Source organism: Gammaproteobacteria bacterium (genome assembly GCA_024235095.1).
Taxonomy (GTDB): Bacteria; Pseudomonadota; Gammaproteobacteria; order Competibacterales; family Competibacteraceae; genus UBA2383.
Genome location: JACKNC010000002.1, coordinates 674,059 through 697,435, shown reverse-complemented (window position 1 = coordinate 697,435; position 23,377 = coordinate 674,059). Strand labels below are relative to the sequence as shown.

Genomic DNA, 23,377 nt, shown 5'->3' with positions numbered 1-23,377 from the left:
GCCATTCATTTTCAACCGGTCGTGGCGGGCTTGAATTCGCCTTCCAGCAACTTGGCGTGCGACGCCGCCAACCGGGCAATCGGCACCCGGGGCGCGGAGCAGGACACGTAGGTCAGGTTAGCAAAGTGGCAGAACCGCATCGAAGCCGGATGACCGCCTTGTTCGCCGCAAATGCCGACCTTGAGACCATTGCGAGTCTTCCGGCCATTTTCGACCGCAAACTGCATGAGCTGGCCAACACCTGCCGTATCCAGCGCCTCAAACGGGTTGTCCTTGAGAATTGCGGCGGAATTGTAGAACGGCAGGAACTTATTCTCAGCATCCTCGCGCGAGAATGAGAACGTCGCCTGAGTCAGATCGTTGGTGCCGAAGGAGAAGAACTCGGCCACACCGGCGATTTCGCCGGCGCGCAGACAGGCGCGCACCACTTCCATCATCGTGCCAAATTCGAAATGCACCTTGACCGCATACTTGGCCTCGACTTCAGGCAACACTTCGTCGACCAGCGCCTTCACCCGCTTCAATTCTTCTACGGTGCAGACCTGTGGCACCATGATTTCGGGATGAACATTCACCTTCTCCTGGATACATTCCGCCGCCGCCTCCAGAATGGCGCGGATCTGCATCTTGTAAATCTCGGGATAGGTCAGGCCCAGGCGGACGCCGCGATGACCGAGCATCGGGTTGATTTCGTGCAGGGCGCGCGCCTTCTGCAGAATTTCCTCTTTCTTGGCCAGCACGTCAGCGACCAGGTGGCTGTCGTTGAGAATACCGAGTTGCTCAACGGCCTTCGGGTTAACCTGGCTGAGAATCTGGCTGATCGCCTCCAGACCTTGCGCGGTTTGACGCAGATGACGTAAATGCTCGATGTCATCAATCAGGGTCTGTTCGGAGGGCAGGAACTCGTGAATCGGCGGATCCAGCAGGCGGACCGTGACCGGACGCGGCGCCATCACTCGGAAAATTTCCTTGAAGTCGCTGCGCTGCATCGGCAGCAGTTTAGCCAGGGCGGCTTCGCGGTCCTCGGTGGTCTCGGCCAGAATCATCTCCAGGACCAGCGGCAACCGTTCCTTGGCGTTGAACATGCGCTCGGTGCGGCACAGGCCAATGCCCATCGCGCCATAGTTGGAAGCGCGCTGAGCAGCGTCCGGGGTATCCGCATTCGCCATGACCTTGAGGGAGGCGACCTCATCGGCCCAGCTCAGCAAGGTGCGCAGTTCCGGGGTGAATTCTGGCTCAACGGTGGGAATTTCGCCGAGGAACACCAGCCCAGTGCCACCGTCAATGGTGACCACGTCGCCTTCATGCAGGACTTTATCGCCAATGATCGCCTGACGTTGATGGACATTGACCAGAATATCTTCGGCGCCGACCACGCAAGGTTTGCCCATGCCACGCGCGACGACCGCCGCGTGTGAGGTTTTGCCGCCGCGACTGGTCAGGATGCCCACTGCGGCGAAGAAGCCGTGAATGTCTTCCGGTTTGGTCTCTTCACGCACCAGAATGATTTTCTCGTTGGCACCGCGCCCGCGTTTGACCGCCGTGTCGGCGTCAAACACGATCTTGCCCGAAGAGGCACCGGGAGACGCGCCCATTCCGGTTGCCGCCGGCGCCGCTTTATGCTTGGGATCGAGTTGCGGAAACATCATCTGTTCCAGCGACTCCGGATCAATGCGCAGCAGCGCCTTTTCGCGGGTGATCAGACCTTCATTGGCCATTTCCACCGAGCTGCGCACCATGCCCTGGGCGTTCATTTTGCCATTGCGGGTTTGCAAGCAGTACAGCACACCCTTTTCAATGGTGTACTCGTAGTCCTGCACTTCGTGATAGTGGCCTTCCAGTTTGTTGCGCAGGTCGACCAGCTGCCGGTACATGTCCGGCATTTCTTCCTTCATCTCCATGACCGGCTTCGGGGTGCGGATGCCGGCGACCACGTCCTCGCCCTGGGCGTTGACCAGATATTCACCGTACATGACATTTTCGCCGGTGCCAGGATCGCGGGTGAAACCCACGCCGGTTGAGCAATCATTGCCCATATTGCCGAACACCATGGTCACGACGTTAACCGCGGTACCGTTGGCCTGGGCCGGGGTAATCTTGAATTCGCGACGATAATCCACAGCGCGCTGACCCATCCACGAGCCGAACACCGCTTTAATCGCCAACTCCAGTTGCACGTAGGGGTCCTGCGGGAATGGATGCCCGGTTTGCTCCTGAACCACTTGCAGGAACAACTGGCCAGCTTCGCGGAGGTCTTCCGCGCTCAAACCCAAATCTACTTTAACGCCAGCACGGCGCTTAATCGCTTCGAAGTGTTCGTCGAAGAAATGATCATCGACACCCAGCGCAATCTTACCGAACAATTGGATGAAACGACGATAGGCGTCATAACCAAAACGCTCGTTGCCGGTCAGCTTGATCAGCCCGGCCAGCGTGGTTTCATTCAGACCCAGGTTCAAAATGGTGTCCATCATGCCCGGCATGGACATCGAGGAACCGGAGCGCACTGAAACCAGCAACGGATTGTCTGCGCCGCCGAACTGCTTGCCGGTTTGCTCTTCCAGCCAGGCCATGTGCGCCCGCACATCGCCCATGACGCCATCTGGCAGGCGGTTGTTGGCGATGTAATCCAGGCAGGCTTCCGTGGTGATTACAAAGCCCGGCGGCACCCGCAAACCGATCTGCGTCATCTCGCAGAGATTTGCTCCCTTGCCGCCCAGCAGCATCTTGTTCTTACCATCCCCTTCGGTGTACTTGTAGATATACTTTTTGGTCATGATCCTACCTTCAACATTGATTTTGATCAAAACTCCAGCGGATAAACTGGGACTTGCCCCAACTGGGCCAACACATGGGATTGCCCGGTAAAACCTCGATGGGTTATGGGTCGTCCGCCCAATTCTGGTCGCCAGAATTGCGTGTGCGGAAAAGTCGTTGCCGGGGGATGCCCCGAACCGGCGCATACAACGATCCGTATGGTTGGCAAGGATAGCTACAGATTTTGCTAAATGCCAAGGTTAGAGAGATCAAAGACAGGATAAATCAGCCATGCGGTCATTTGACTCGTGAGTCGCTTGACTGAAAACTACTTGGTTTACGAACCATCGGCGCTCTCATTGCTCCAACTCTAACCCCTTTCATCATGCAAACCCACGATATCGCACACTATGATTGAAGAACAACTGCCGGTGTCCAGGCCATTGTCCGAGGCGATGATGGCGTTCATTACGCAGTAAGCTGCAGGCTGTAGGTCGGGCACAGGACGTGCCCGACGTGGACCTTTCCTGTCGGGCAATGCTGCGCTTTTGCCTGACCTAAGATGTGAGTTCCACAATAATCATTGAATAGTCAAAAAGTTACGACCAAGAGAACGGATACCTGATTCGTAATATATATGTTGCGGGGAATTAGACCCTCCAAAGGTTAAACGATGAAAACACTATCGATTACAGCGAGAATCATCTTGTTAAGTACGCTTCCCGCGCTGATGCTGGCCGTGGGACTGACCGGTTTGGCTATTTCACAAATGAACCATCAAGCTCAACGACAAGTTGAAGAACTGCGCAAGAACATGCGAGCGGCGAAGGAGGCGGAACTGAAGAACTACGTGGATATGGCGCTTTCAGCGATCCGTCCGCTCTACGAGGGCGCATCCGCTACCGACGCTAAGGCTCAGGAACAGGCCCGAAACATCTTACGCCAACTCAGTTACGGTCAGGACGGATATGTTTTCGCAATCCGTTACGACGGATTGATGATGGCGCATCACTTCAAACCAGAATTGGAAAACCAGGATGCTTCCACTCTCAAGGACGCCAATGGATTATTTTATACAAAAGAATTAATTGACCGTGCTCAGCACGGCGGAGGCTATGTCGAGTATTCCTTCAATAAGCCATCGGAAGGCAAGAACGTACCTAAACTCAGTTATACGGTGGGCCTGGATAAATGGCAATGGCTGTTAGGTGCTGGTGCTTACATCGATGACATCGACAAGGTAATCCAGCAGGTAGAGCAGAATGTCGCCAGCGATCTTAGCAATACGATTAGGATAGCGGTGTTCGCGGTGGCAGCAGCGCTGGGAGTGTTGCTGCTAACAAACCGCCTGCTGATACAGACGATTCGTCGCACCATCGGGGGTGAGCCTACCGAAATAGCAGCGCTGACGCGGCGTATCGCGCAGGGGGATTTGACCGTTGAATGGACTAATACCGGTAAGGAAACCGGCGTTTACGCCGCCATGCACGACATGGCGCGACAATTCCGAGACATGGTGACTCGGCTGAGCCAATCGATCCACCAAGTCAGTTCCGCCGCCGCCGAGATTGCCCAAGGCAGCGCCGATCTGTCGCAACGCACCGAAGAGCAAGCCTCCGCTCTGGAAGAAACCGCTTCGTCGATGGAAGAGCTCACTTCCACGGTCAAACAAAGCGCCGATAATGCCGGGCAAGCCAACCAACTGGCCAGTGCCGCCCGCAGTCAGGCCGAACAGGGCGGGCAAGTGGTCGATCAGACCGTCGCCGCCATGAGCGCGATTAGCGCCAGTAGCCACAGAATTGCTGACATCATCGGCGTCATTGATGAAATCGCTTTCCAAACCAATCTACTGGCGTTAAACGCCGCTGTGGAAGCCGCCCGAGCAGGGGAACAAGGCCGGGGTTTTTCTGTGGTGGCCGCCGAAGTGCGTAAATTGGCCCAACGCAGCGCCGATGCGGCTAAGGAGATCAAGGGCCTGATCACCGATAGCGTCGCCAAGGTGGAAGATGGCGGGAAGCTGGTTAAACAATCCGGCCAAATGCTGCAAGCGATCGTCACCGCTGTCAAGAAAGCCAGCGACATCGTCGCCGAGATGGCGGCGGCGGCGAAAGAGCAAGCTTCGGGCATCGAACAGGTCAACCGCGCCATCCTGTCGATGGATCAGGTCACCCAACAGAACGCGGCGCTGGTGGAAGAAACGGCGGCGGCCAGCCAGGCCATGGGCGAACAAGCCCGCGAGCTGCAAAACCTGATGAATTTTTTCAAGCTAGATCAACACACTGCGGCCACTATCGATTTCGAATCAGTGACTAATAAACACTTGGCATGGAAAGCGCGGCTACGCCGCTTTCTGGAGGGCACAGAAAATTTGACTGAAGCGCAGCTGACTTCACACCGGGAGTGCAATCTCGGTCGGTGGATTTATGCTGGCGGCATGAAGAAATATGGGCATTTCACTGAGATGCAGGACATGGAAAAAGAACATGTTCAATTCCACGCCAGAATCAAGACGCTCTTTTTCTTAAAAAAAGAAGGTCGAATGGATCAGGCCAAGGCTGAGCTGGCTCACGTCGAACGTTTGTCTAATCAACTCGTCGCGCTGCTAAATGCAGTGGCTTCCAAAATTGGGTAGCGCTACAGATTTTTATCGCTATCTCGCCGGTCGTCTTGACCCTGGCAAGTCCCAGACGGGTCTTGGATGTGCAATTTGGCGAAATCGAGTCCGGCTACCACACAGCGCGATTGCCCTAGTCGCGTCATTTGACTTGTGAATCGCTTGACTGGAAACTATTTAGTTTACGCCCATCGGCGCTCTCATTCTCCAACTCCAACCTTTTTTTCACATCATGCAAACCCACGACATCGCGCATCTGATTGAGGAACAACTGCCGGGCGCCCAGGCCATCGTTCGCGGCGACGACGGCGTCCACTTCGAAGCTGTCGTCATCAGTGACGTCTTCGCCGGTAAGTCATTGATCCAGCAACATCGAATGGTGTACGCCGCTTTGGGCGAACGGATGCAAAACGAAGAAATCCATGCCCTGTCGCTGAAAACCCATACTCCGGATGCGTGGCATAAACTCCAATCCTGACTTTCCAGGAATACTATTTTCATGAGCAAACTGATTATCACCGGCGGCGCACGCCTGCAGGGTGAATTACGGGCTTCCGGCGCCAAAAACGCGGTGTTGCCGATCCTGGCCGCTACTCTGCTGGCTGACGCGCCGGTAACCATCCGCAACGTCCCGCACTTGCAAGATGTTACCACCACCATGGAGCTGCTGGGCCGGATGGGCGTGGATCTGGTGGTCGACGAAAGAATGAACATCCAGGTTGATCCTCGATCCATTCACAGTTTCCAGGCGCCCTACGAACTGGTGCGCACCATGCGCGCCTCGATCCTGGTGCTGGGGCCGCTGGTCGCCCGCTTTGGCCAGGCCGAGGTTTCCCTGCCCGGCGGTTGCGCGATCGGTTCTCGGCCCGTGAACCTGCACATCAAGGGCCTGGAGGCGATGGGGGCAGACATCAAGGTCGAGAACGGTTACATCCGCGCTCACGCTAACCGCTTGAAAGGCGCGCATGTTGTATTAGATCTGGTCACGGTAACTGGCACGGAAAACCTGCTGATGGCCGCGACGCTCGCCCAGGGTACGACCATCATCGAGAATGCCGCCCGTGAACCGGAGGTGGTGGATTTGGCGGAATGTCTGAACGCGATGGGCGCACACATCAGTGGGGCCGGCACTGATACTTTGATCATCGAGGGCGTCGAAAACCTGCATGGGACACACTACCAGGTCTTGCCGGATCGTATTGAAACTGGCACCTATTTGCTGGCCGGCGCGATCACCAGCGGGCGAGTCAAGGTTAAGGACACTCGCCCGGATATCCTGGAAGCCGTGTTGCTTAAGCTGGAGGAGGCGGGCGCCCAGGTCAACACGGGGTCGGACTGGATTGAAGTCGATATGAACGGCAATCGGCCCAGGGCGGTGCGCATCCGCACCGCGCCCTACCCAGCCTTTCCTACCGATATGCAAGCCCAGTTTGTCGCCCTTAACGCGGTTGCCGAGGGTACTGGCATGATTACCGAAACGGTATTTGAGAACCGCTTTATGCATGTCCTGGAGTTACAACGGATGGGGGCGCAAATCGAACTGGAAGGCAACACCGCCGTCAGTATCGGCGTCCCCCGCTTGACGGGCGCACCGGTGATGGCCACCGATTTACGGGCCTCGGCCAGCCTGATTCTGGCGGCGCTGATTGCGGAAGGCGATACCATCGTGGATCGTATTTACCACATCGATCGAGGCTATGACTGCATCGAGGAAAAGCTGTCGCACCTAGGCGCGCGCATCCGCCGGACGCCGGGCTGATCCGCTATGACCACACGACTCACCATTGCCCTGTCCAAGGGCCGCATCTTTCAGGAAACCCTGCCCTTGCTGGCGGCGGCGGGCATTATCCCGGTGGATAATCCGGAAACCAGCCGCAAGTTGATTCTCGATACGAATCAGCCTGACGTGAAACTGGTGATTATTCGCGCCACTGACGTACCGACCTATGTGCAATATGGCGCTGCCGATTTGGGCGTAGCTGGCAAAGATGTACTGCTGGAGCATGGCGGTGAGGGATTGTATGAACCGCTGGATTTGCGCATTGCCCGTTGCCGGCTGATGGTGGCGGGCGATCCTGAGCATCGGCCCCGGTTAAGCCGTTCGCGCATCGCCACCAAGTATGTGAACACCACCCGGCGCTGGTTCGCCAACCAAGGTCGGCAGGTAGAAGTCATCAAGCTGTATGGTTCAATGGAACTGGCCCCACTGGTCGGGTTGGCGGACTACATCGTCGACGTGGTGGATACCGGCAATACGCTGAAAGCGAATGGCCTTGCTCCGCTGGAGCATATTGCCGACATCAGCTCCCGGTTGATTATCAACAAGGCGGCCATGAAAATGAAACATGCCTGGATCAAAGCGATCATGGAACGGATGGCCGCTGTGGTCAGCGATTGATTCCCGAGTCTTGCAATTCTGAATTTACGACCTGTCTCATGGCAACGATTCAATGCTTGAACACGACTGAAGCGGACTTCTGGCCGCGCCTGAAAGCCCTGACCGCCTGGGAAGGCGTCGCTGATGAAACCGTGACCGCAACGGTGCGCGAGATTCTTGCCCAGGTGCGTCAACGTGGCGACGAGGCCCTGCTGGAATACACCCAGCGCTTCGACCGGTTAGCTGTTGAGCAAGCCGCCGATCTGGAAATTCCCGCTGCCCGGCGCGAACAGGCCCTGACGTCGCTTCCGGCCACCCAGCGCACAGCGCTGGAAACTGCGGCCACCCGTATCCGCGCCTACGCCGAGCGGCAAAAGCTGGAATCTTGGACTTTTACCGAAGCGGACGGCACGGTGCTCGGCCAACAGGTCACGCCGCTGGATCGGGTCGGGTTGTATGTACCCGGCGGCAAAGCGGCTTATCCCTCCTCGGTGCTAATGAACGCCATTCCCGCCAAGGTCGCCGGGGTGCCGGAAGTCGTGATGGTCGCGCCGACGCCAGGCGGCGAGATAAACGATCTGGTGCTGGCCGCTGCTGTGGTATCCGAGGTGGACCAGGTTTTCACCCTGGGTGGCGCGCAAGCGATTGCGGCGTTGGCTTATGGCACCGCGACTGTGCCGTGCGTCGACAAAATTGTTGGACCCGGAAATATCTACGTTGCCGCTGCTAAACGCCAGGTCTTCGGCGCGGTGGGCATCGATATGATCGCCGGTCCCTCGGAAATTCTGGTGGTCTGCGATGGACTGACCGATCCCGACTGGATCGCTATGGACCTGTTCTCGCAGGCCGAGCATGACGAGGACGCTCAGCCGATCTTGATCAGTCCGGATGCGGCTTTCATGGAACGGGTTACAGCCAGCATCGAGCGCCTGTTGCCGGAAATGGAGCGTCGGGTGATCATCGAGGCCGCATTGAACCGGCGGGCAGCGATGATTCAGGTGCGCGACCTGACTGAAGCCGCGGAGGTCGTCAATTTCATCGCTCCGGAGCATCTGGAACTGTCCATCGAAAAACCGGAAGAATTGTTGCCGCTAATTCGCCACGCCGGCGCGATTTTCCTGGGCCGCTATACCGCCGAAGCCCTGGGCGATTACTGCGCGGGTCCCAATCATGTGCTGCCCACTTCACGCACCGCCCGGTTTTCCTCACCGCTGGGTATTTATGATTTTCAGAAACGCACCAGTCTCATTCACTGTTCGCCAATGGGTGCTGCGATGCTGGGCAGTGTCGCTTCAGTACTGGCGCGTGGCGAAGGTCTGACGGCTCACGCCCGGTCAGCGGAATTCAGGAGGGCGTCTGCATGACGGCCCAGAATACGGGCTCGCCTCCCGATAGCAGCGTCTCGAATCCCTATTGGAGTCCGGTAGTGCAGCGGCTTACGCCCTACGTGCCCGGCGAACAGCCAAGACTCAGCAACCTGGTCAAACTCAACACCAATGAGAACCCTTATGGTCCATCGCCGCGTGTGCTGGCGGCGATTCAGGCTGAGTTGTCCGATGCGCTGCGTCTTTACCCGGACCCCAATGCCGAACGTTTGAAACAGGTCATCGCCGATTACTACGCGGTCACTCCAGCGCAAGTCTTTGTCGGCAACGGTTCGGACGAAGTGTTGGCGCACATTTTCCATGCCCTGTTTCAGCACCCCGACCCCTTACTGTTCCCGGACATCACCTATAGCTTCTATCCGGTTTACTGCGGTCTGTACGGTATCGACTGCGCCACCGTGCCGCTGACGCAAGATTTCGCATTGCGCGTCGCCGACTACCTTCGTCCAAATGGCGGCATTATCTTCGCCAATCCCAACGCGCCGACCGGTTGTTTGCTGCCGTTGGCCGACATTGAATGGCTACTGGAGCGCAACCGGGATTCAGTGGTGGTGGTCGACGAAGCGTATATCGATTTTGGCGGCGATACCGCCATTTCCTTGGTGAATCGCTATCCGAATTTGTTAGTCGCCCAGACGTTATCCAAATCGCGTTCGCTGGCCGGGTTGCGGGTCGGGTTAGCGGTGGGACATTCCGGGCTGATCGAAGCGCTGGAGCGGGTCAAGAACAGCTTTAATTCCTATCCGCTCGACCGCTTGGCGATGGCTGGCGCGGTGGCTGCCTTTGAAGATTACAAACACTTCGAGCGCACCCGACAGGCCGTTATCGCTAACCGCGTTGAGCTGACTGCGGCGCTGATCGAACTGGGCTTCACGGTCCTGCCCTCCGCCGCTAATTTCGTGTTCGCCCGTCATCCGCAACGGGATGGCGCCGGGTTAATGGACATTTTGCGGAAACGGAGCATTATCGTCCGTCACTTTCACTTGCCGCGCATTGATCAGTTTCTGCGGATCACCGTCGGCGCGCCCGAACAGAATGCAGCGTTGCTAACCGCGCTCCAGGAAATACTGGCGGAGAGCTGAATCATGCAACTGAGCGAGTTGGTTGCCTATATCCATCGCCTGCTGGCGGTCGATGACTTCAGCGATTATTGCCCAAACGGCTTGCAGGTGCAGGGGCGGTCCGAAGTAAAAACCCTGATCGGTGGAGTCACTGCCTGCCAAGCATTGTTGGATGTGGCTGTGGAACAGGGGGCGGATGCCGTGCTGGTTCATCACGGCTATTTCTGGAAAGGCGAAAATCCTTGCATCGTGGGTATGAAGCACCGGCGACTGGCCACGCTGCTCCGCCATGACCTGAGCCTGCTGGCCTATCATTTGCCATTGGATGCCCATTTGGAACTGGGCAATAACGCCCAATTGGCGCGAGTGCTGGATTTGACGGTTACGGGTACGGCCAGCGGTAATGACCGGACGCCGGGATTGGTCATGCTGGGGGAACTGGCGACGCCGTTGCAGGGCGAGGCGTTTGCCGCCCGCATCGAATCCCGTCTGGGGCGGAAACCCTTGCATATCCCCGGTAACGACGCACCGCTGCATCGGTTGGCCTGGTGTACCGGCGGCGCGCAGTCTTATATTGAGACGGCTTTGGAGCAAGGTGTAGAGGCGTTCCTGACCGGGGAGGCTTCGGAACAAACAATTCATTTCGCCCGCGAGAATAACCTACACTTTTTCGCTGCGGGTCATCATGCCACGGAGCGCTATGGCGTTCAGGCATTGGGCGTGCATTTGGCTACGCAATTCGGCCTGCAATTTACCTTTGTGGACGTGGATAACCCGGTTTAGCAGCGTTTCAGATTTTCTCGTACTGTTTGATGTAGTAGGCGCATTCCTTTTCCCAAATAAACCGTTCATCGAGGAAGCCGGCATCGTGAAGCAGCAAGCCCCGCCAATCCTTCCAAACCTCATCGACGATCTTCAAGAGCGCCTTCTGCGCCTTTTCACGAGTTTCATAACCACTGCCCGACATTTTCTGTAGCGTCGACTTTTGGAGTTGTTTGGCGAAGATTTTAGCCAGCATGACGTGCAACAACTCATGGTACAAAACCCCATCCACAGTGCCGAAGTTGTTGTACTCAGTGATGGTTCTCGTTGCCATAGCGGCGCAGAATTCGGCCTTGTTTCCTCCATAATTGTCGCGCAACATCTGATAAAGGGGCGTAAAATCCTTGATATCGTTGAATTCCTTTTTCGGTTTCAATGTGATATCCGCGTCCAGTTGAATCCCCATCAGGATCGGTGGATAGCTCCCATCCTTGGCTAGAGGCAACATATATTGCAACACGGCGCGGCATCGAGTAATTCCCCAGGCGCCTTTGGGCGAGCCGTGAGTCCATTTGATTTGTCCTATCTCAATATCCGAACTCGGCTTGGTCGTTGTGGGTACTTCCTGCAAGGAGACATTGGCGTTTTTAGTGGATATCAGCTTTCCAGGGGTTACATCATGCCGCTGAATCATAATCAATTTCTCAACTAGGGATTCAATCCCGCCATTGACTGGAATCCAGTTGGAAAGCAATTCGATTATCGGGTTCATGAATCACCTCATTCGCGTAAGGTTCGTGACGACGGTGTCCGTCATCTTGTATCATGAATATCATGCAATTTGCGAGAATGGCGATGGTACAATCCAAACCGCTTTCAAAACCGCAAAGACAATCCCGCAAACCAGCGCCACGCTTCATGAGCATCGAGCAATCCATCATTGACGGCAGTAAACAGCTGGGTATTCCCCTTTCCAGTGGCGCGGTCGAACAACTGGCGACCTATCTGACGCTGTTGGAGCGCTGGAACCGCGCCTACAATCTGACTGCGGTGCGCGATCCCGAAGCTATGGTGGTTCGGCACATCCTGGACAGCCTGTCGATCTGGCCCTGGATTGAAGTACCGCGTGTGCTGGATGTGGGAAGCGGTGCCGGGTTGCCCGGCATTCCATTAGCTATCGCTCGGCCGGAATGCACATTTTGCCTGTTGGACAGCAATGGTAAACGCACCCGGTTTCTGATTCAGGCCAGCGCCGAGTTGCGTCTTGCCAATATTGAAGTGGTGCGCAGCCGGGTCGAGGATTATCAGCCGACGGCCTTATTTAACACATTAGTATCGCGGGCGTTTTCGACGTTGGCGGACCTGTTGGTTAATGCGGGCCGACTATGCGCTCCACAGGGTCGATTGCTCGCGATGAAGGGTGTTTTCCCCGATGAAGAACTGGCTCGTCTGCCGCCGGATTACCGCCTGGTCAGTGTTTACCCACTCCATATTCCGGGCCTGGACGCCGAGCGCCATCTGGTGCATCTGACGCCCGCCCCTGTTTCCTAAGATTCCCGAGACTGAATTCATGGCCCATATTATCGCCATTACCAATCAGAAGGGTGGCGTCGGCAAGACGACCACCGCGGTCAATCTGGCTGCCTGTTTGTCGGCGCTGCGCCAAGGGGTGCTGTTGATCGATCTCGACCCCCAGGGCAACGCGACCATGGGGTGCGGGGTGGACAAACACACGGTGTCGGCCACCAGTTATGATGTGTTGGTGGGCGAGGCGACTTTGGCTGACGCTTTGCAATGGGTGGAAAAAGCCCAGATGCGGTTGTTGCCCGCCAACGGCGACCTGACCGCCGCTGAAGTCAATTTATTGCAGATCGATAATGCGCCTGGTCGGCTGCGCGAAGCCCTGGCGCCGGTGGTGTGGAACTTCGATGTCATTCTCATTGACTGTCCGCCCTCGTTGAACATGTTGACGGTCAATGCGCTGACCGCCGCCCAGTCGGTGATTATCCCCGTGCAGTGCGAATATTACGCCCTAGAAGGTTTGTCGGCGCTATTGGATACAGTGGAGAAGGTGCGTAAATCGACCAATCCTGGCTTGCGGATTGAAGGCGTGTTGCGCACCATGTTCGATCCGCGCAATCGGCTGGCCAATGATGTCTCGGCGCAAATCCTGGAGCATTTCGGCGCAACGGTGTTTGAAACATTGATTCCACGCAACGTGCGTTTGGCCGAAGCCCCTAGCTACGGGCTGCCGATCATTCATTACGATGACCATTCACGCGGCGCGCAGAGTTATCGGGAACTAGCGAAGGAAGTGCGTAAGCGGTTGCGGCGGCCTGCGGCGAAAGTGGAAAGTGGAGCCAGCGCATGATTCGCAGAAAGGGCGGTCTGGGCCGAGGACTGGATGCGCTGTTGGGCGCGGCGGCCGCTAACCGGGATGAAGACGCGCCAACGGATGCCGCGGACGATTCCATTCCAGAGCCGCTGGAAACCCTGCGACAACTGCCGGTCGAGCAAATCCAGCGGGGCCGCTATCAGCCGCGCCTGGATTTACGCGAGGATACCCTTCAGGAACTGGCGGAGTCGATCCGCGCCCAGGGCGTCGTACAACCGGTGCTGGTGCGACCGGTGGATGGCAACCGCTATGAACTGATCGCGGGCGAGCGGCGCTGGCGAGCAGCGCAACTCGCCGGTTTGCGCGAGGTGCCGGCGGTGATTCGCGAGATACCCGACCGAGCCGCCATTGCCGTGGCGCTGATTGAGAATATTCAGCGCGAAGACCTCAATCCCCTGGAGGAGGCCGCCGCTCTGCAGCGATTGATCGACGAATTTCAATTAACCCACCAACAGGCCGCAGACGCCATCGGGCGATCGCGGACGACAGTGACCAATCTGTTGCGTTTACTGGAATTGAGCGAAGAAGTCGGACAACTGGTGCGGGAGCGCAAATTGGACATGGGCCATGCCCGCGCTTTGTTGCCCTTGCCGCCCGCCTTGCAGCGGGAAGCTGCTCATCAGGTCCTGCTGCGCGGGTTGTCGGCGCGCGAAACCGAGCAACTGGCTCGTCGCTTGCAACAACCAGAGGCTGAGACCCTTGCGCCGGCACCGGCGGTTGATCCGAATATTCGCCTGTTGCAGGATAATCTGTCGGAATGGCTGGGCGCTCGGGTGCGAGTCCGGCATGGCGCTTCCGGTAAGGGTAGCGTCGTTATTCAATACAACAGTCTGGATGAACTGGACGGCATCATCGCTAAGGTCAAATAATCAAGCAAGGGCATCCGTGATTTTCGTTGACCCTGATACGCGATATTCCCTATAATTTTGGGGTGCTCTACAAGCAGAGCCGGATCGAGGGCAGGAAATGTCAGACCGAATGCCGGAACGCTTTAGAGAAAAAGCGATAAAAGACCCGAATAATTAAATAAAGATAACGATTACAAACATGTCCAGCACAACAAAGCGCTTGGATCATTTAGAATCATGATCATGGGCGCAAAACAGGTCACCCGAACCATCATCGCTATTCAACTGCTCGTTACGCTGTTGATCGCCGCGATCTCGCTGACGCTGAGCGATCACCGCGCGGCATATTCCGCAGTGATCGGCGGCGGCATCAGTACGTTGGTCACCTTCTATTTCGCCAGCAAAGTTTTTTCAGTACGCATTGGCTCACCCGCCGCCAAGGTCGCCCGGGCGTTTTATATCGGCGAGGTCGTCAAGTTGTTGTTGACCGTCCTCCTGTTCAGCGCTGCGCTGCTCTGGCTGCCGATTGTTCCCCTTCCTCTTCTGGTGGCGTACATCGCGGCGTTGATGGCGTACTGGCTGGCATTACCCTTTACCTTCAATGCTTCGGTGAGGACGCTATGAGCGAAAGTGGTCATTCCGCAACGGGATACATTGTCCACCACTTGACCAATCTCACGATTGGCGAGGGGTTTTGGACCCTTCATCTTGATACGATGTTTTTTTCGATCAGTCTGGGATCGCTGTTTCTGTGGCTGTTCATGAAAGCGGCGAAATTCGCCACCAGCGATGTGCCGGGGCCTTTGCAAAACTTCTGCGAAATCATGATCGATTTCGTCGATACCCAGGTCAAGGATTCTTTTCATGGTCGTAATCCGGTGATTGCGCCATTGGCGCTGACCATCTTCGTCTGGGTGTTTCTATGGAACGCCATGGATTTGGTGCCCGTCGATCTGCTTCCATCGGTTGCCGGCTTGCTGGGCATCCCTTACCTGCGGGTGGTACCTTCCACTGATCTGAATTCGACTTTTGGCATGTCGATTTCAGTGCTGTTGCTGGTTTACTACTACAGCATCAAGGTCAAGGGACCAGCGCACTTCACCATGGAAGTATTGACTCATCCCTTTGGTAAATGGTTCATGCCGTTCAACCTGCTGTTGCGGATTGTCGAGGATCTGGCCAAGCCTATTTCACTTGGCCTGCGGTTGTTCGGCAACCTCTATGCTGGCGAACTGATTTTTATTCTGATCGCGCTGCTGCCCTGGTGGATTCAGTTTACTCTTGGCTGGCCCTGGGCCGTATTTCACATCCTGGTTATCACTCTACAAGCCTTTATTTTCATGGTGTTAACCATTGTTTATCTGAGCATGGCGCACGAGGATCACTAAGCTTAGGGACAGGTTGTCTATCAGCGAAACCCGGTCGTTGCGCGACCGGCTTCATATTCCGATTTTTCTTCATTCACACCCCCAACCTCTCAACGGGAGACCATAAATGGAAGCTGCAAGCTTGATTGCCAACGTGCAGGGTATGACCGTCATCGCCGTAGCCTTGATTCTGGGCATGGGCGCGCTAGGCACCGCCATCGGTTTTGCTCTGCTGGGCGGCAAGTTTCTGGAAGGCGCCGCCCGCCAGCCGGAAATGATTCCCGCGCTGCAAGTCAAGATGTTCATCGTCGCTGGTCTGCTGGACGCGGTGACCATGATCGGCGTCGGCATTGCCCTGTTCTTCACCTTCGCCAACCCCTTCCTCGGTCCGGTGACGCAGGCTTTGGGCCATTGATCTTCAGAGCTTTCCGACCCACGCCAATTCGTGCAACTGAGGAGGTAACCGCGTGAACTTCAATGCCACTCTCATTGGGCAGATGATCACGTTTGGCCTTCTGGTGCTCTTTACCATGAAGTATGTGTGGCCGCCGATTATTCAGGCCATGCAGGATCGCCAGAAGAAAATCGCCGATGGCCTGGCCTCCGCTGAGCGCGGCGTGCGCGAGCAGGAGCTGGCTCAGGCCAAGGCCGCGCAGACGCTCAAGGAAGCCAAGCAGCAAGCCGCCGAGATCGTCGCTCAGGCCCATAAGCGCGCTAACGAGATCATCGAGCAGTCAAAACAGGATGCCCGCGCCGAAGGCGATCGTCAGCTCACTGCCGCCAAGGCGGAAATTGAGCAGGAGGTCAACCGCGCCCGCGAGCAGCTTCGTCATCAGGTCGTCAGTCTCGCCGTCGCCGGCGCCAGCAAGATTCTCAAGCGTGAAGCCGATGAAGCGGCGAATGCTTCTCTGCTGGATGACCTGGTTGCGCAGCTTTAACTCTACGGACCACGCCAATGGCTGAAACCACCACCGTCGTCCGACCTACTACCGCTGCTCGGCCTTATGCCCGCGCCGCGTTCGAGGAAGCGCAGGAGACCGGCAACCTGCCGCTCTGGTCGGAACTGCTCTCGACCGCTGCGGTCATCGCTGCGGATCCTGCCCTGCAACGCCTGCTCGCTCCCTGGAATCCGCGAATGCGCGGTGATCAGAAAGCCGAGTTGGTCGCCGGGGTGTGCCGCGATGTCCGGGGCGGCCAGGCAATGCCGGAAGCTTTCGTCACTTTTCTGAAGATGCTGGCGGAGTTTCATCGCCTGCATCAGCTTCCCAGCATCGCCGTTCTGTTCGAGCGGCTGCGCGCCGAGGCCGAAAGCATTCTTCACGCCGAACTGATCAGCGCCGCCACCGTGACCGACGCCCAGCGCGATCGCGTCATCGCCTCGCTAAAAATTAAGTTTCAACGCGATGTCGCGCTCGATTGCAAGATTGATGAATCGTTGATTGCGGGCGCGGTCATCCGGGTCGGCGATCTGGTGATTGACGGTTCGGCGCGCGGCCGGCTGGACAAACTCGTCACGGCCTTGAGCCATTAAGGGGAATACCGTTTTATGCAACTTAAACCATCCGAAATCAGCGATCTGATTCGGCAACGCCTTGAGGGTTATCAGGCGGCTGCCGAAGCCCGCACGGAAGGCACCATCGTCAGCCTGGCTGATGGCATCGCCCGGATTTATGGTCTCGACAATGCAATGCAAGGCGAGATGATCGAATTTCCATCCCCCCGGGAAGGCGATCCGGTCACCTATGGACTGGCTCTGAACCTGGAGCGGGATTCCGTGGGCGCCGTAATTCTGGGCGATTACGAGCATCTGGCGGAAGGCGATAAAGCGCTTTGCACCGGTCGCATTCTGGAAGTACCCATCGGTGAAGCGCTGTTAGGCCGCGTGGTCAATGCACTGGGCCAGCCGATTGATGGCAAGGGTCCTATCGCCACGACTATGACCGCGCCCACCGAGGTGATCGCGCCGGGCGTGATCGAGCGCCAATCGGTCAGTCAGCCGGTGCAAACCGGTTTGAAAGCCATCGACGCTATGGTGCCGATTGGCCGGGGTCAGCGTGAGCTGATCATCGGCGACCGCCAGACCGGTAAGACCGCCGTGGCGATTGACGCGATCATCAATCAGAAAGGCACCGGCATCAAGTGCATCTATGTCGCGATCGGTCAGAAGAATTCGTCGATTGCTAACGTGGTGCGTAAACTGGAAGAGCATGGCGCGATGGAGCACACCATTGTGGTGGCCGCCAGCGCCTCCGAGTCAGCGGCGATGTTGTTTATTTCGCCGTATTCCGGTTGCACGATGGGTGAATACTTCCGTGATCGGGGCCAGGATGCCTTGATTGTCTATGACGATCTGTCTAAGCAAGCGGTGGCCTATCGTCAGGTGTCCCTGCTCCTGCGCCGTCCGCCGGGTCGCGAAGCCTTCCCGGGCGATGTGTTCTATCTGCACTCCCGCCTTCTGGAGCGGGCCTCCCGGATCAATGCCGATGAGGTCGAGCGCCTCACCAACGGCGAAGTGAAAGGCAAAACCGGCTCTCTGACCGCTTTGCCGATCATCGAAACGCAAGCGGGTGACGTGTCGGCCTTCGTGCCTACTAACGTGATTTCCATCACCGACGGGCAAATCTATCTGGAAACCGACCTGTTCAACGCTGGCATTCGTCCCGCTATCAATCCGGGCTTGTCCGTGTCTCGCGTCGGTGGCGCTGCCCAGACCAAGGCGATTAAAAAGCTTGGTGGTGGTATTCGCTTGGCATTGGCCCAGTACCGCGAGCTGGCGGCGTTCGCCCAGTTCGCGTCTGACCTGGACGAAGCAACCCGCAAGCAGCTTGAACGCGGTCAGCGTGTTACCGAGCTGATGAAGCAGAAGCAGTATTCGCCGATGTCCGTGGCGGAAATGGCGATTTCGTTGTTCGCAGCGGATCGCGGCTATCTGGATGATGTGCCGCTCAACAAGATCGGCCATTTCGAGGCGGATTTGCTGGCGTTCGCCCGGTCCAGCCATGCGGCGCTGATCGATAAGATCAACGCAACAGGCGATTACAACGACGAAATCGAAGCGGGCTTGAAGAAGGCCGTAGAAGATTTCAAGGCCAACTACGTCGGGTAAACGGGTGTCAGCATGGCAGGCGCCAAAGAGATACGAACCAAAATCAGGAGTGTCCAAAGCACTCAGAAGATCACTAAAGCCATGGAGATGGTGGCGGCGAGCAAAATGCGCAAGGCTCTTGAGCGCATGCAAGCGGCCCGACCTTACGCGAGCCGGATTCGCAACGTCATCTCTCACCTGGCCCATGCCCATACCGAGTATCGCAGTCCGGGGTTGGTGGAGCGCGAGATTAAACGAGTCGGTCTGATTGTGATCTCCACTGACCGCGGGTTGTGTGGTGGTCTGAACACGAATCTGTTCAAGGCAGCCATCACTTCCATGCAGGACTGGCGGCAGCGCGGTGTTGAGATTGATCTTTGCACCATCGGGACCAAAGCGTTCCAGTTCTTCCGCCGACTGCGGGGCAATATCGTCGCCCATGTCTCCCACTTGGGGGACGCGCCCCGTTTCGAGGATGTGCTGGGGCCGGTTAAGGTGATGGTCGATGCGTTCAGCGAGGAGCGTATTGATGCGATCTATCTGGTGTATAACGGCTTTGTCAACACCATGAGTCAAAAACCTAGCATCGAGCGCTTAGTGCCCATCACCTCCGAGGTGCAGGATGCAGCGCCGGAACATCGCTGGGATTACATCTACGAGCCGGATCCCAAGGAACTCATTGAGCTGCTGTTGCGGCGCTATGGGGAGTCGGTGGTTTATCAGGCTCTCGTGGAAAATGTCGCCTGTGAACAGGCGGCGCGCATGGTCGCAATGAAGAGCGCGTCGGATAACGCCGGTACGATCATCGATGAGTTGCAACTGATCTACAACAAGGCCCGACAGGCGTCGATCACTCAGGAATTGGCAGAGATCGTGGGCGGCGCTGCGGCGGTATGAGGTCATGACGGGCGCCTGCTAATGGCGGGCGCGCGGCGAAACCAGTTTAAGGGGAACCCAAGACAATGAGTTCTGGCAATATTGTGCAAATCATCGGCGCGGTGGTGGACGTTGAGTTCCCGCGCGGGTCGGTGCCGAAAATCTACGATGCGCTACGCCTTGATGAGAGCGGGCTGATTCTGGAAGTGCAACAACAATTAGGGGATGGCGTCGTTCGCACCATCGCTATGGGCGCTTCCGAAGGGTTGAAGCGCAACATGATGGTCTCCAATACCGGTGCGCCGGTGACCGTACCGGTCGGTAAGGGCACCTTGGGGCGCATCATGAATGTGCTGGGTACGCCCATTGACCACAAGGGGCCGGTGGAGACCGACGCATATCGGGCGATTCACCAACCGGCTCCCAGTTATGAGGATCAGTCCGGCGCAACCGAATTGCTGGAAACCGGCATCAAGGTTATCGACCTGCTCTGTCCTTTCGCCAAGGGCGGCAAAATTGGCCTGTTCGGCGGCGCGGGCGTGGGCAAGACCGTCAACATGATGGAATTGATCCGCAACATCGCTATTGAACACTCCGGTTACTCGGTGTTTGCCGGTGTGGGCGAGCGGACGCGCGAAGGCAACGACTTCTATCATGAAATGAAGGAGTCGAACGTACTGGACAAGGTGGCGCTGGTCTATGGCCAGATGAATGAGCCGCCGGGCAACCGGCTGCGCGTCGGTCTGACTGGCCTGTCCATTGCGGAATCCTTCCGCGACGAAGGCAGTGATGTCTTGCTGTTCATTGACAATATCTACCGCTACACTTTGGCCGGCACCGAATGTTCGGCGCTGTTAGGCCGTATGCCGTCGGCGGTGGGTTATCAGCCGACCCTGGCCGAGGAAATGGGGGTACTCCAAGAGCGCATTACTTCGACCAAAGTGGGATCGATTACCTCCATTCAGGCCGTGTATGTGCCGGCTGACGACTTGACTGATCCGTCACCAGCCACCACCTTTGCCCACTTGGACGCGACGGTCGTATTGTCCCGGCAGATCGCCGAGTTGGGTATCTATCCAGCGGTGGATCCGCTGGACTCCACCTCGCGGCAATTGGATCCGCTGGTTGTGGGACAGGATCACTACGATACCGCTCGTTTAGTGCAGAGTACGCTGCAACGCTATAAGGAATTGAAGGACATCATCGCCATCCTGGGCATGGATGAACTGTCTGAGGAAGACAAGCTGGTGGTGGCCCGCGCCCGCAAGGTGCAACGTTTCCTGTCGCAGCCGTTCTTCGTAGCAGAAGTGTTCACCGGTTCGCCAGGCAAGTATGTCGCCCTCAAGGACACGATTACCGCGTTCAAGGGCATCGTGGCCGGCGAGTACGATCACCTGCCCGAGCAGGCGTTCTACATGGTCGGCTCGATCGATGAGGCCGTGGAAAAAGCGAACAAGCTGTAATGGGCCGGCGGTTCGGCGCGCTGAACCGCCTTCCACGTGCAACCGATCAGGAGACGCACCATGGCTATGACACTGCATGTCGATATCGTCAGCGCGGAAAAGGAACTGTTTTCCGGCGCCGCCGAGATGGTGACCGCGCCGGGCGAGTTGGGCGAACTCGGCATTTTGCCCCGACACAGCCAGTTGTTGACCCGGTTGAAGCCTGGTCAGGTTCGGGTCAAATTGCAGGGCGGTGAGGAGCAACTATTTTATGTATCGGGCGGATTGCTGGAGGTGCAACCGCATGTCGTCACCATCCTGTCTGATACTGCAGAGCGGGCGCGCGATCTGGATGAAGTCGCTGCGCAGTCCGCTAAGCAACGCGCTGAGCAGATCATCGCCGATCATCAGAGTGATTTTGAATTTGCCCGAGCTAAGGCGGAACTCGCCGAGGCGATCGCGCAACTGCAGACCATTGAGAAAATGCGTAAGACGCGCAAGTCGTAACCCTTCAATAATAACAATTGTTTGAACCCTGTTAGACCGTGACGCAAGTCACGGTTTTTTTTATTTCAATATGTAAGGTTAAAACCCCCGCCTTTAGGCGGGTAGATTTCATCTCCAGCCCTGACGCGGGTAGAGTTGCTGGACACATAGCAACGAGCCAGGGGAGTGTCGAGATGGACTATCGGTATGGGAGCCACACGGTTTATAAAATTGAATATCATCTTGTATGGGTGATGAAGTATCGTTACAGGGTATGGATCGGGGATGTCGGTCAGCGCGTTCGAGAACGCGTGCGGCAAACCTGTGAAGCCTTTGAATGCGAATTAAGAGCTTCATCCTCAACTCGTTGAAAACCCGATTTCTGGATTTTCGTCAGCAATTCGATGAGTAACGTAACATATTTATATTTAAGGATATTAGTTAGCTCTTAATTCGCATTTGAGATTCGGATTATCAAAGGGGTGGTTAGCAAGGATCATGTGCCTATTCTGGTCTCAGCGCCACCAGAGATATCGGTCAGTGACATGATGCGTCATATTAAGGGGCGATCATCAAGCAAGTTGTTTGAGGAATTCCCGGAATTGAAGAAGCGTTACTGGGGACGGCATTTTTGGGCGCGTGGCTATTTTTGCGTGACGGTTGGAGAGATGACGGAGGAGATGATTCAAGAGTACCTGGAGCATCACTTTGAGCCGGATCCAGCGCGTGACTTTCGGGTTGAACCGTAGGCGCGTCGTTTAGGCGACGCGCACATGGACTTTCAGTCCGTTACTTCAACCCACCGGCTTTCAGCCGGTGGTTGTTGAGTCGGAGCTCTGCAAAGTTGTCGATGAATAGTTATCTCTATGAAAAAAGAAGGGAAACCATTGCCCATCTCTTGATAGTAAAGTCGAAAAGCAGTATAGATTACGGCAATCTCGCTGACGCCATTTTGCAAACCCGCTCACACCTCTCGGCGACCGGCGAAGGCATGCGCTAGGGTGCCGCCATCCACGTATTCTAACTCGCCGCCCAGCGGTACTCCATGGGCGATACGGGTCGCGCGGATGCCACGTTCGCGGGCCAGTTCAGCAATGTAATAAGCGGTGGCTTCCCCTTCTACGGTCGGATTAGTAGCGAGAATAATCTCGCAAACCTCGCCTTCATCCAAACGGGCTTCTAACACCTCCAGCCCCAGTTCCGCCGGACCAATCCCATCCAGTGGCGATAGATGGCCCATCAGCACAAAATATCGGCCCTGAAAACCAGTTGACTGTTCGACCGCCAGCACATCCGCCGGCGTCTCGATCACGCATAACAGGGCAGGATCACGACCGGGATGAGCGCACAGGGCGCAAATTTCCGTCTCGCTCAGATCGTGACAGAGCTGACAACGGCCAATCCGCTCCAGCGCCGTTCGCAGCGCTTCAACCAGCCGTTCAGCACCGTCGCGATCCCGCTCCAGTAAGTGCAAAGCCATGCGCTGGGCAGACTTCGGCCCCACGCCCGGCAAGCAACGCAGCGCCGCCATCAATTGATTCAGCAGTGGCGAAGCAGCCATAAAGCCTGTCAGAATGGCAGTTTGAGATCGCCCATCATACCTGGCGGCAAACCCATGCCGGCGGTAAGACCCGACATCTTGTCCTGCACGGTGCGTTCGACCTTATGCACAGCATCGTTGAAGGCGGCAGCCACCAAATCCTCCAGCATGTCCTTGTCATCGCCTACCAGGCTGTCGTCGATGCTGATTCGACGAACCTCATGGCGACCAGTAATCACGATGCGAACCAGCCCGCCACCCGATTCGCCATGGATTTCCATTTCCGCAATTTCCGCCTGCGCCTTTTGCAAGTTTTCCTGCATCTTCTGCGCCTGCTTCATCAGATTGCCCAAACCGCCTTTCATTGTCTTTCCTCCATAGA

General features: G+C 56.7%; 24 protein-coding genes and 2 pseudogenes. 22 read left to right on the top strand and 4 right to left on the bottom strand.

Annotated elements, in window-relative coordinates:
* Positions 1-11 precede the first annotated feature (11 nt).
* On the bottom strand, positions 12-2,777 hold the full coding sequence (locus H6973_16280) for a pyruvate, phosphate dikinase (protein MCP5127141.1): 2,766 nt from the start codon (positions 2,775-2,777) through the stop codon (positions 12-14).
* A 53-nt stretch (positions 2,778-2,830) separates the two neighbouring features.
* Between H6973_16280 and H6973_16275 the strand changes: the two genes are divergently transcribed.
* The 8 genes from H6973_16275 to H6973_16240 all read left to right on the top strand — a co-directional run bounded on the left by H6973_16275 (position 2,831) and on the right by H6973_16240 (position 10,977).
* Positions 2,831-2,992, top strand: coding sequence for a hypothetical protein (locus H6973_16275; protein MCP5127140.1), 162 nt, complete (start codon positions 2,831-2,833; stop codon positions 2,990-2,992).
* A 471-nt stretch (positions 2,993-3,463) separates the two neighbouring features.
* Positions 3,464-5,389 (top strand): cache domain-containing protein, encoded by a 1,926-nt coding sequence (locus H6973_16270; GenBank protein MCP5127139.1) that lies wholly within the window; start codon positions 3,464-3,466, stop codon positions 5,387-5,389.
* Positions 5,390-5,603: 214 nt separating this feature from the next.
* Positions 5,604-5,849: a BolA/IbaG family iron-sulfur metabolism protein gene (locus H6973_16265; protein MCP5127138.1), complete on the top strand. Its 246-nt coding sequence runs from the start codon at positions 5,604-5,606 to the stop codon at positions 5,847-5,849.
* Positions 5,850-5,870: 21 nt separating this feature from the next.
* Positions 5,871-7,130, top strand: a complete 1,260-nt coding sequence (gene murA, locus H6973_16260; GenBank protein ID MCP5127137.1) for a UDP-N-acetylglucosamine 1-carboxyvinyltransferase — start codon at positions 5,871-5,873, stop codon at positions 7,128-7,130.
* Positions 7,131-7,136: 6 nt separating this feature from the next.
* Positions 7,137-7,769, top strand: a complete 633-nt coding sequence (locus tag H6973_16255; GenBank protein ID MCP5127136.1) for an ATP phosphoribosyltransferase — start codon at positions 7,137-7,139, stop codon at positions 7,767-7,769.
* A gap of 38 nt (positions 7,770-7,807) precedes the next feature.
* Positions 7,808-9,112 (top strand): histidinol dehydrogenase, encoded by a 1,305-nt coding sequence (gene hisD, locus H6973_16250; protein MCP5127135.1) that lies wholly within the window; start codon positions 7,808-7,810, stop codon positions 9,110-9,112.
* The gene (locus H6973_16245) at positions 9,109-10,215 is read left to right on the top strand and encodes a histidinol-phosphate transaminase (GenBank protein ID MCP5127134.1); all 1,107 of its coding nucleotides are present in this window, start codon (positions 9,109-9,111) and stop codon (positions 10,213-10,215) included. The genes hisD and H6973_16245 overlap by 4 nt, the downstream gene beginning before the upstream one ends.
* A 3-nt stretch (positions 10,216-10,218) precedes the next feature.
* Complete coding sequence (locus H6973_16240; GenBank protein ID MCP5127133.1) at positions 10,219-10,977, top strand: Nif3-like dinuclear metal center hexameric protein; 759 nt, start codon at positions 10,219-10,221, stop codon at positions 10,975-10,977.
* Positions 10,978-10,984: 7 nt separating this feature from the next.
* On the opposite strand, the gene H6973_16235 is transcribed toward H6973_16240, so the two are convergent.
* The gene (locus H6973_16235; protein MCP5127132.1) at positions 10,985-11,728 is read right to left on the bottom strand and encodes a hypothetical protein; all 744 of its coding nucleotides are present in this window, start codon (positions 11,726-11,728) and stop codon (positions 10,985-10,987) included.
* A 146-nt stretch (positions 11,729-11,874) separates the two neighbouring features.
* Between H6973_16235 and rsmG the strand changes: the two genes are divergently transcribed.
* The 14 genes and pseudogenes from rsmG (at position 11,875) to tnpA (ending at position 22,204) form a co-directional block, all read left to right on the top strand.
* Positions 11,875-12,507 (top strand): 16S rRNA (guanine(527)-N(7))-methyltransferase RsmG, encoded by a 633-nt coding sequence (gene rsmG / locus H6973_16230; protein MCP5127131.1) that lies wholly within the window; start codon positions 11,875-11,877, stop codon positions 12,505-12,507.
* 19 nt (positions 12,508-12,526) lie between these two features.
* Positions 12,527-13,327 (top strand): ParA family protein, encoded by an 801-nt coding sequence (locus tag H6973_16225; protein ID MCP5127130.1) that lies wholly within the window; start codon positions 12,527-12,529, stop codon positions 13,325-13,327.
* A complete protein-coding gene (locus H6973_16220) occupies positions 13,324-14,220 on the top strand; it encodes a ParB/RepB/Spo0J family partition protein (protein ID MCP5127129.1) in 897 nt (298 codons plus the stop codon). Before H6973_16225 ends, H6973_16220 begins: the two co-directional genes overlap by 4 nt.
* Before the next feature lie 222 nt (positions 14,221-14,442).
* The gene (locus H6973_16215) at positions 14,443-14,823 is read left to right on the top strand and encodes an ATP synthase subunit I (GenBank protein MCP5127128.1); all 381 of its coding nucleotides are present in this window, start codon (positions 14,443-14,445) and stop codon (positions 14,821-14,823) included.
* Positions 14,820-15,587, top strand: coding sequence for a F0F1 ATP synthase subunit A (atpB, locus tag H6973_16210; GenBank protein ID MCP5127127.1), 768 nt, complete (start codon positions 14,820-14,822; stop codon positions 15,585-15,587). Before H6973_16215 ends, atpB begins: the two co-directional genes overlap by 4 nt.
* A gap of 106 nt (positions 15,588-15,693) precedes the next feature.
* The gene (gene atpE, locus H6973_16205; protein ID MCP5127126.1) at positions 15,694-15,981 is read left to right on the top strand and encodes a F0F1 ATP synthase subunit C; all 288 of its coding nucleotides are present in this window, start codon (positions 15,694-15,696) and stop codon (positions 15,979-15,981) included.
* A 52-nt stretch (positions 15,982-16,033) separates the two neighbouring features.
* Positions 16,034-16,504 carry a F0F1 ATP synthase subunit B gene (locus H6973_16200; protein MCP5127125.1) on the top strand — a complete coding sequence of 157 codons (471 nt, stop codon included), beginning with the start codon at positions 16,034-16,036 and terminating at the stop codon, positions 16,502-16,504.
* Between the two features lie 17 nt (positions 16,505-16,521).
* Positions 16,522-17,097 carry a F0F1 ATP synthase subunit delta gene (locus tag H6973_16195; protein ID MCP5127124.1) on the top strand — a complete coding sequence of 192 codons (576 nt, stop codon included), beginning with the start codon at positions 16,522-16,524 and terminating at the stop codon, positions 17,095-17,097.
* A gap of 15 nt (positions 17,098-17,112) precedes the next feature.
* Positions 17,113-18,672 (top strand): F0F1 ATP synthase subunit alpha, encoded by a 1,560-nt coding sequence (locus H6973_16190; GenBank protein ID MCP5127123.1) that lies wholly within the window; start codon positions 17,113-17,115, stop codon positions 18,670-18,672.
* Between the two features lie 12 nt (positions 18,673-18,684).
* Entirely contained in the window at positions 18,685-19,548 is an 864-nt protein-coding gene (atpG, locus tag H6973_16185) for a F0F1 ATP synthase subunit gamma (GenBank protein MCP5127122.1), read from the top strand.
* 65 nt (positions 19,549-19,613) lie between these two features.
* Positions 19,614-20,990 carry a F0F1 ATP synthase subunit beta gene (gene atpD, locus H6973_16180; protein ID MCP5127121.1) on the top strand — a complete coding sequence of 459 codons (1,377 nt, stop codon included), beginning with the start codon at positions 19,614-19,616 and terminating at the stop codon, positions 20,988-20,990.
* Between the two features lie 60 nt (positions 20,991-21,050).
* On the top strand, positions 21,051-21,476 hold the full coding sequence (locus tag H6973_16175) for a F0F1 ATP synthase subunit epsilon (GenBank protein ID MCP5127120.1): 426 nt from the start codon (positions 21,051-21,053) through the stop codon (positions 21,474-21,476).
* Positions 21,477-21,649: 173 nt separating this feature from the next.
* Positions 21,650-21,805, top strand: a pseudogene (locus tag H6973_16170) (transposase).
* Between the two features lie 105 nt (positions 21,806-21,910).
* A pseudogene (gene tnpA / locus H6973_16165) lies at positions 21,911-22,204 on the top strand (IS200/IS605 family transposase).
* 215 nt (positions 22,205-22,419) lie between these two features.
* Here the strand turns inward: tnpA and recR are convergent.
* Both recR and H6973_16155 read right to left on the bottom strand, forming a co-directional pair.
* Entirely contained in the window at positions 22,420-23,016 is a 597-nt protein-coding gene (gene recR / locus H6973_16160) for a recombination protein RecR (protein MCP5127119.1), read from the bottom strand.
* Between the two features lie 8 nt (positions 23,017-23,024).
* A complete protein-coding gene (locus H6973_16155; GenBank protein MCP5127118.1) occupies positions 23,025-23,360 on the bottom strand; it encodes a YbaB/EbfC family nucleoid-associated protein in 336 nt (111 codons plus the stop codon).
* Between the last annotated feature and the right edge of the window lie 17 nt (positions 23,361-23,377).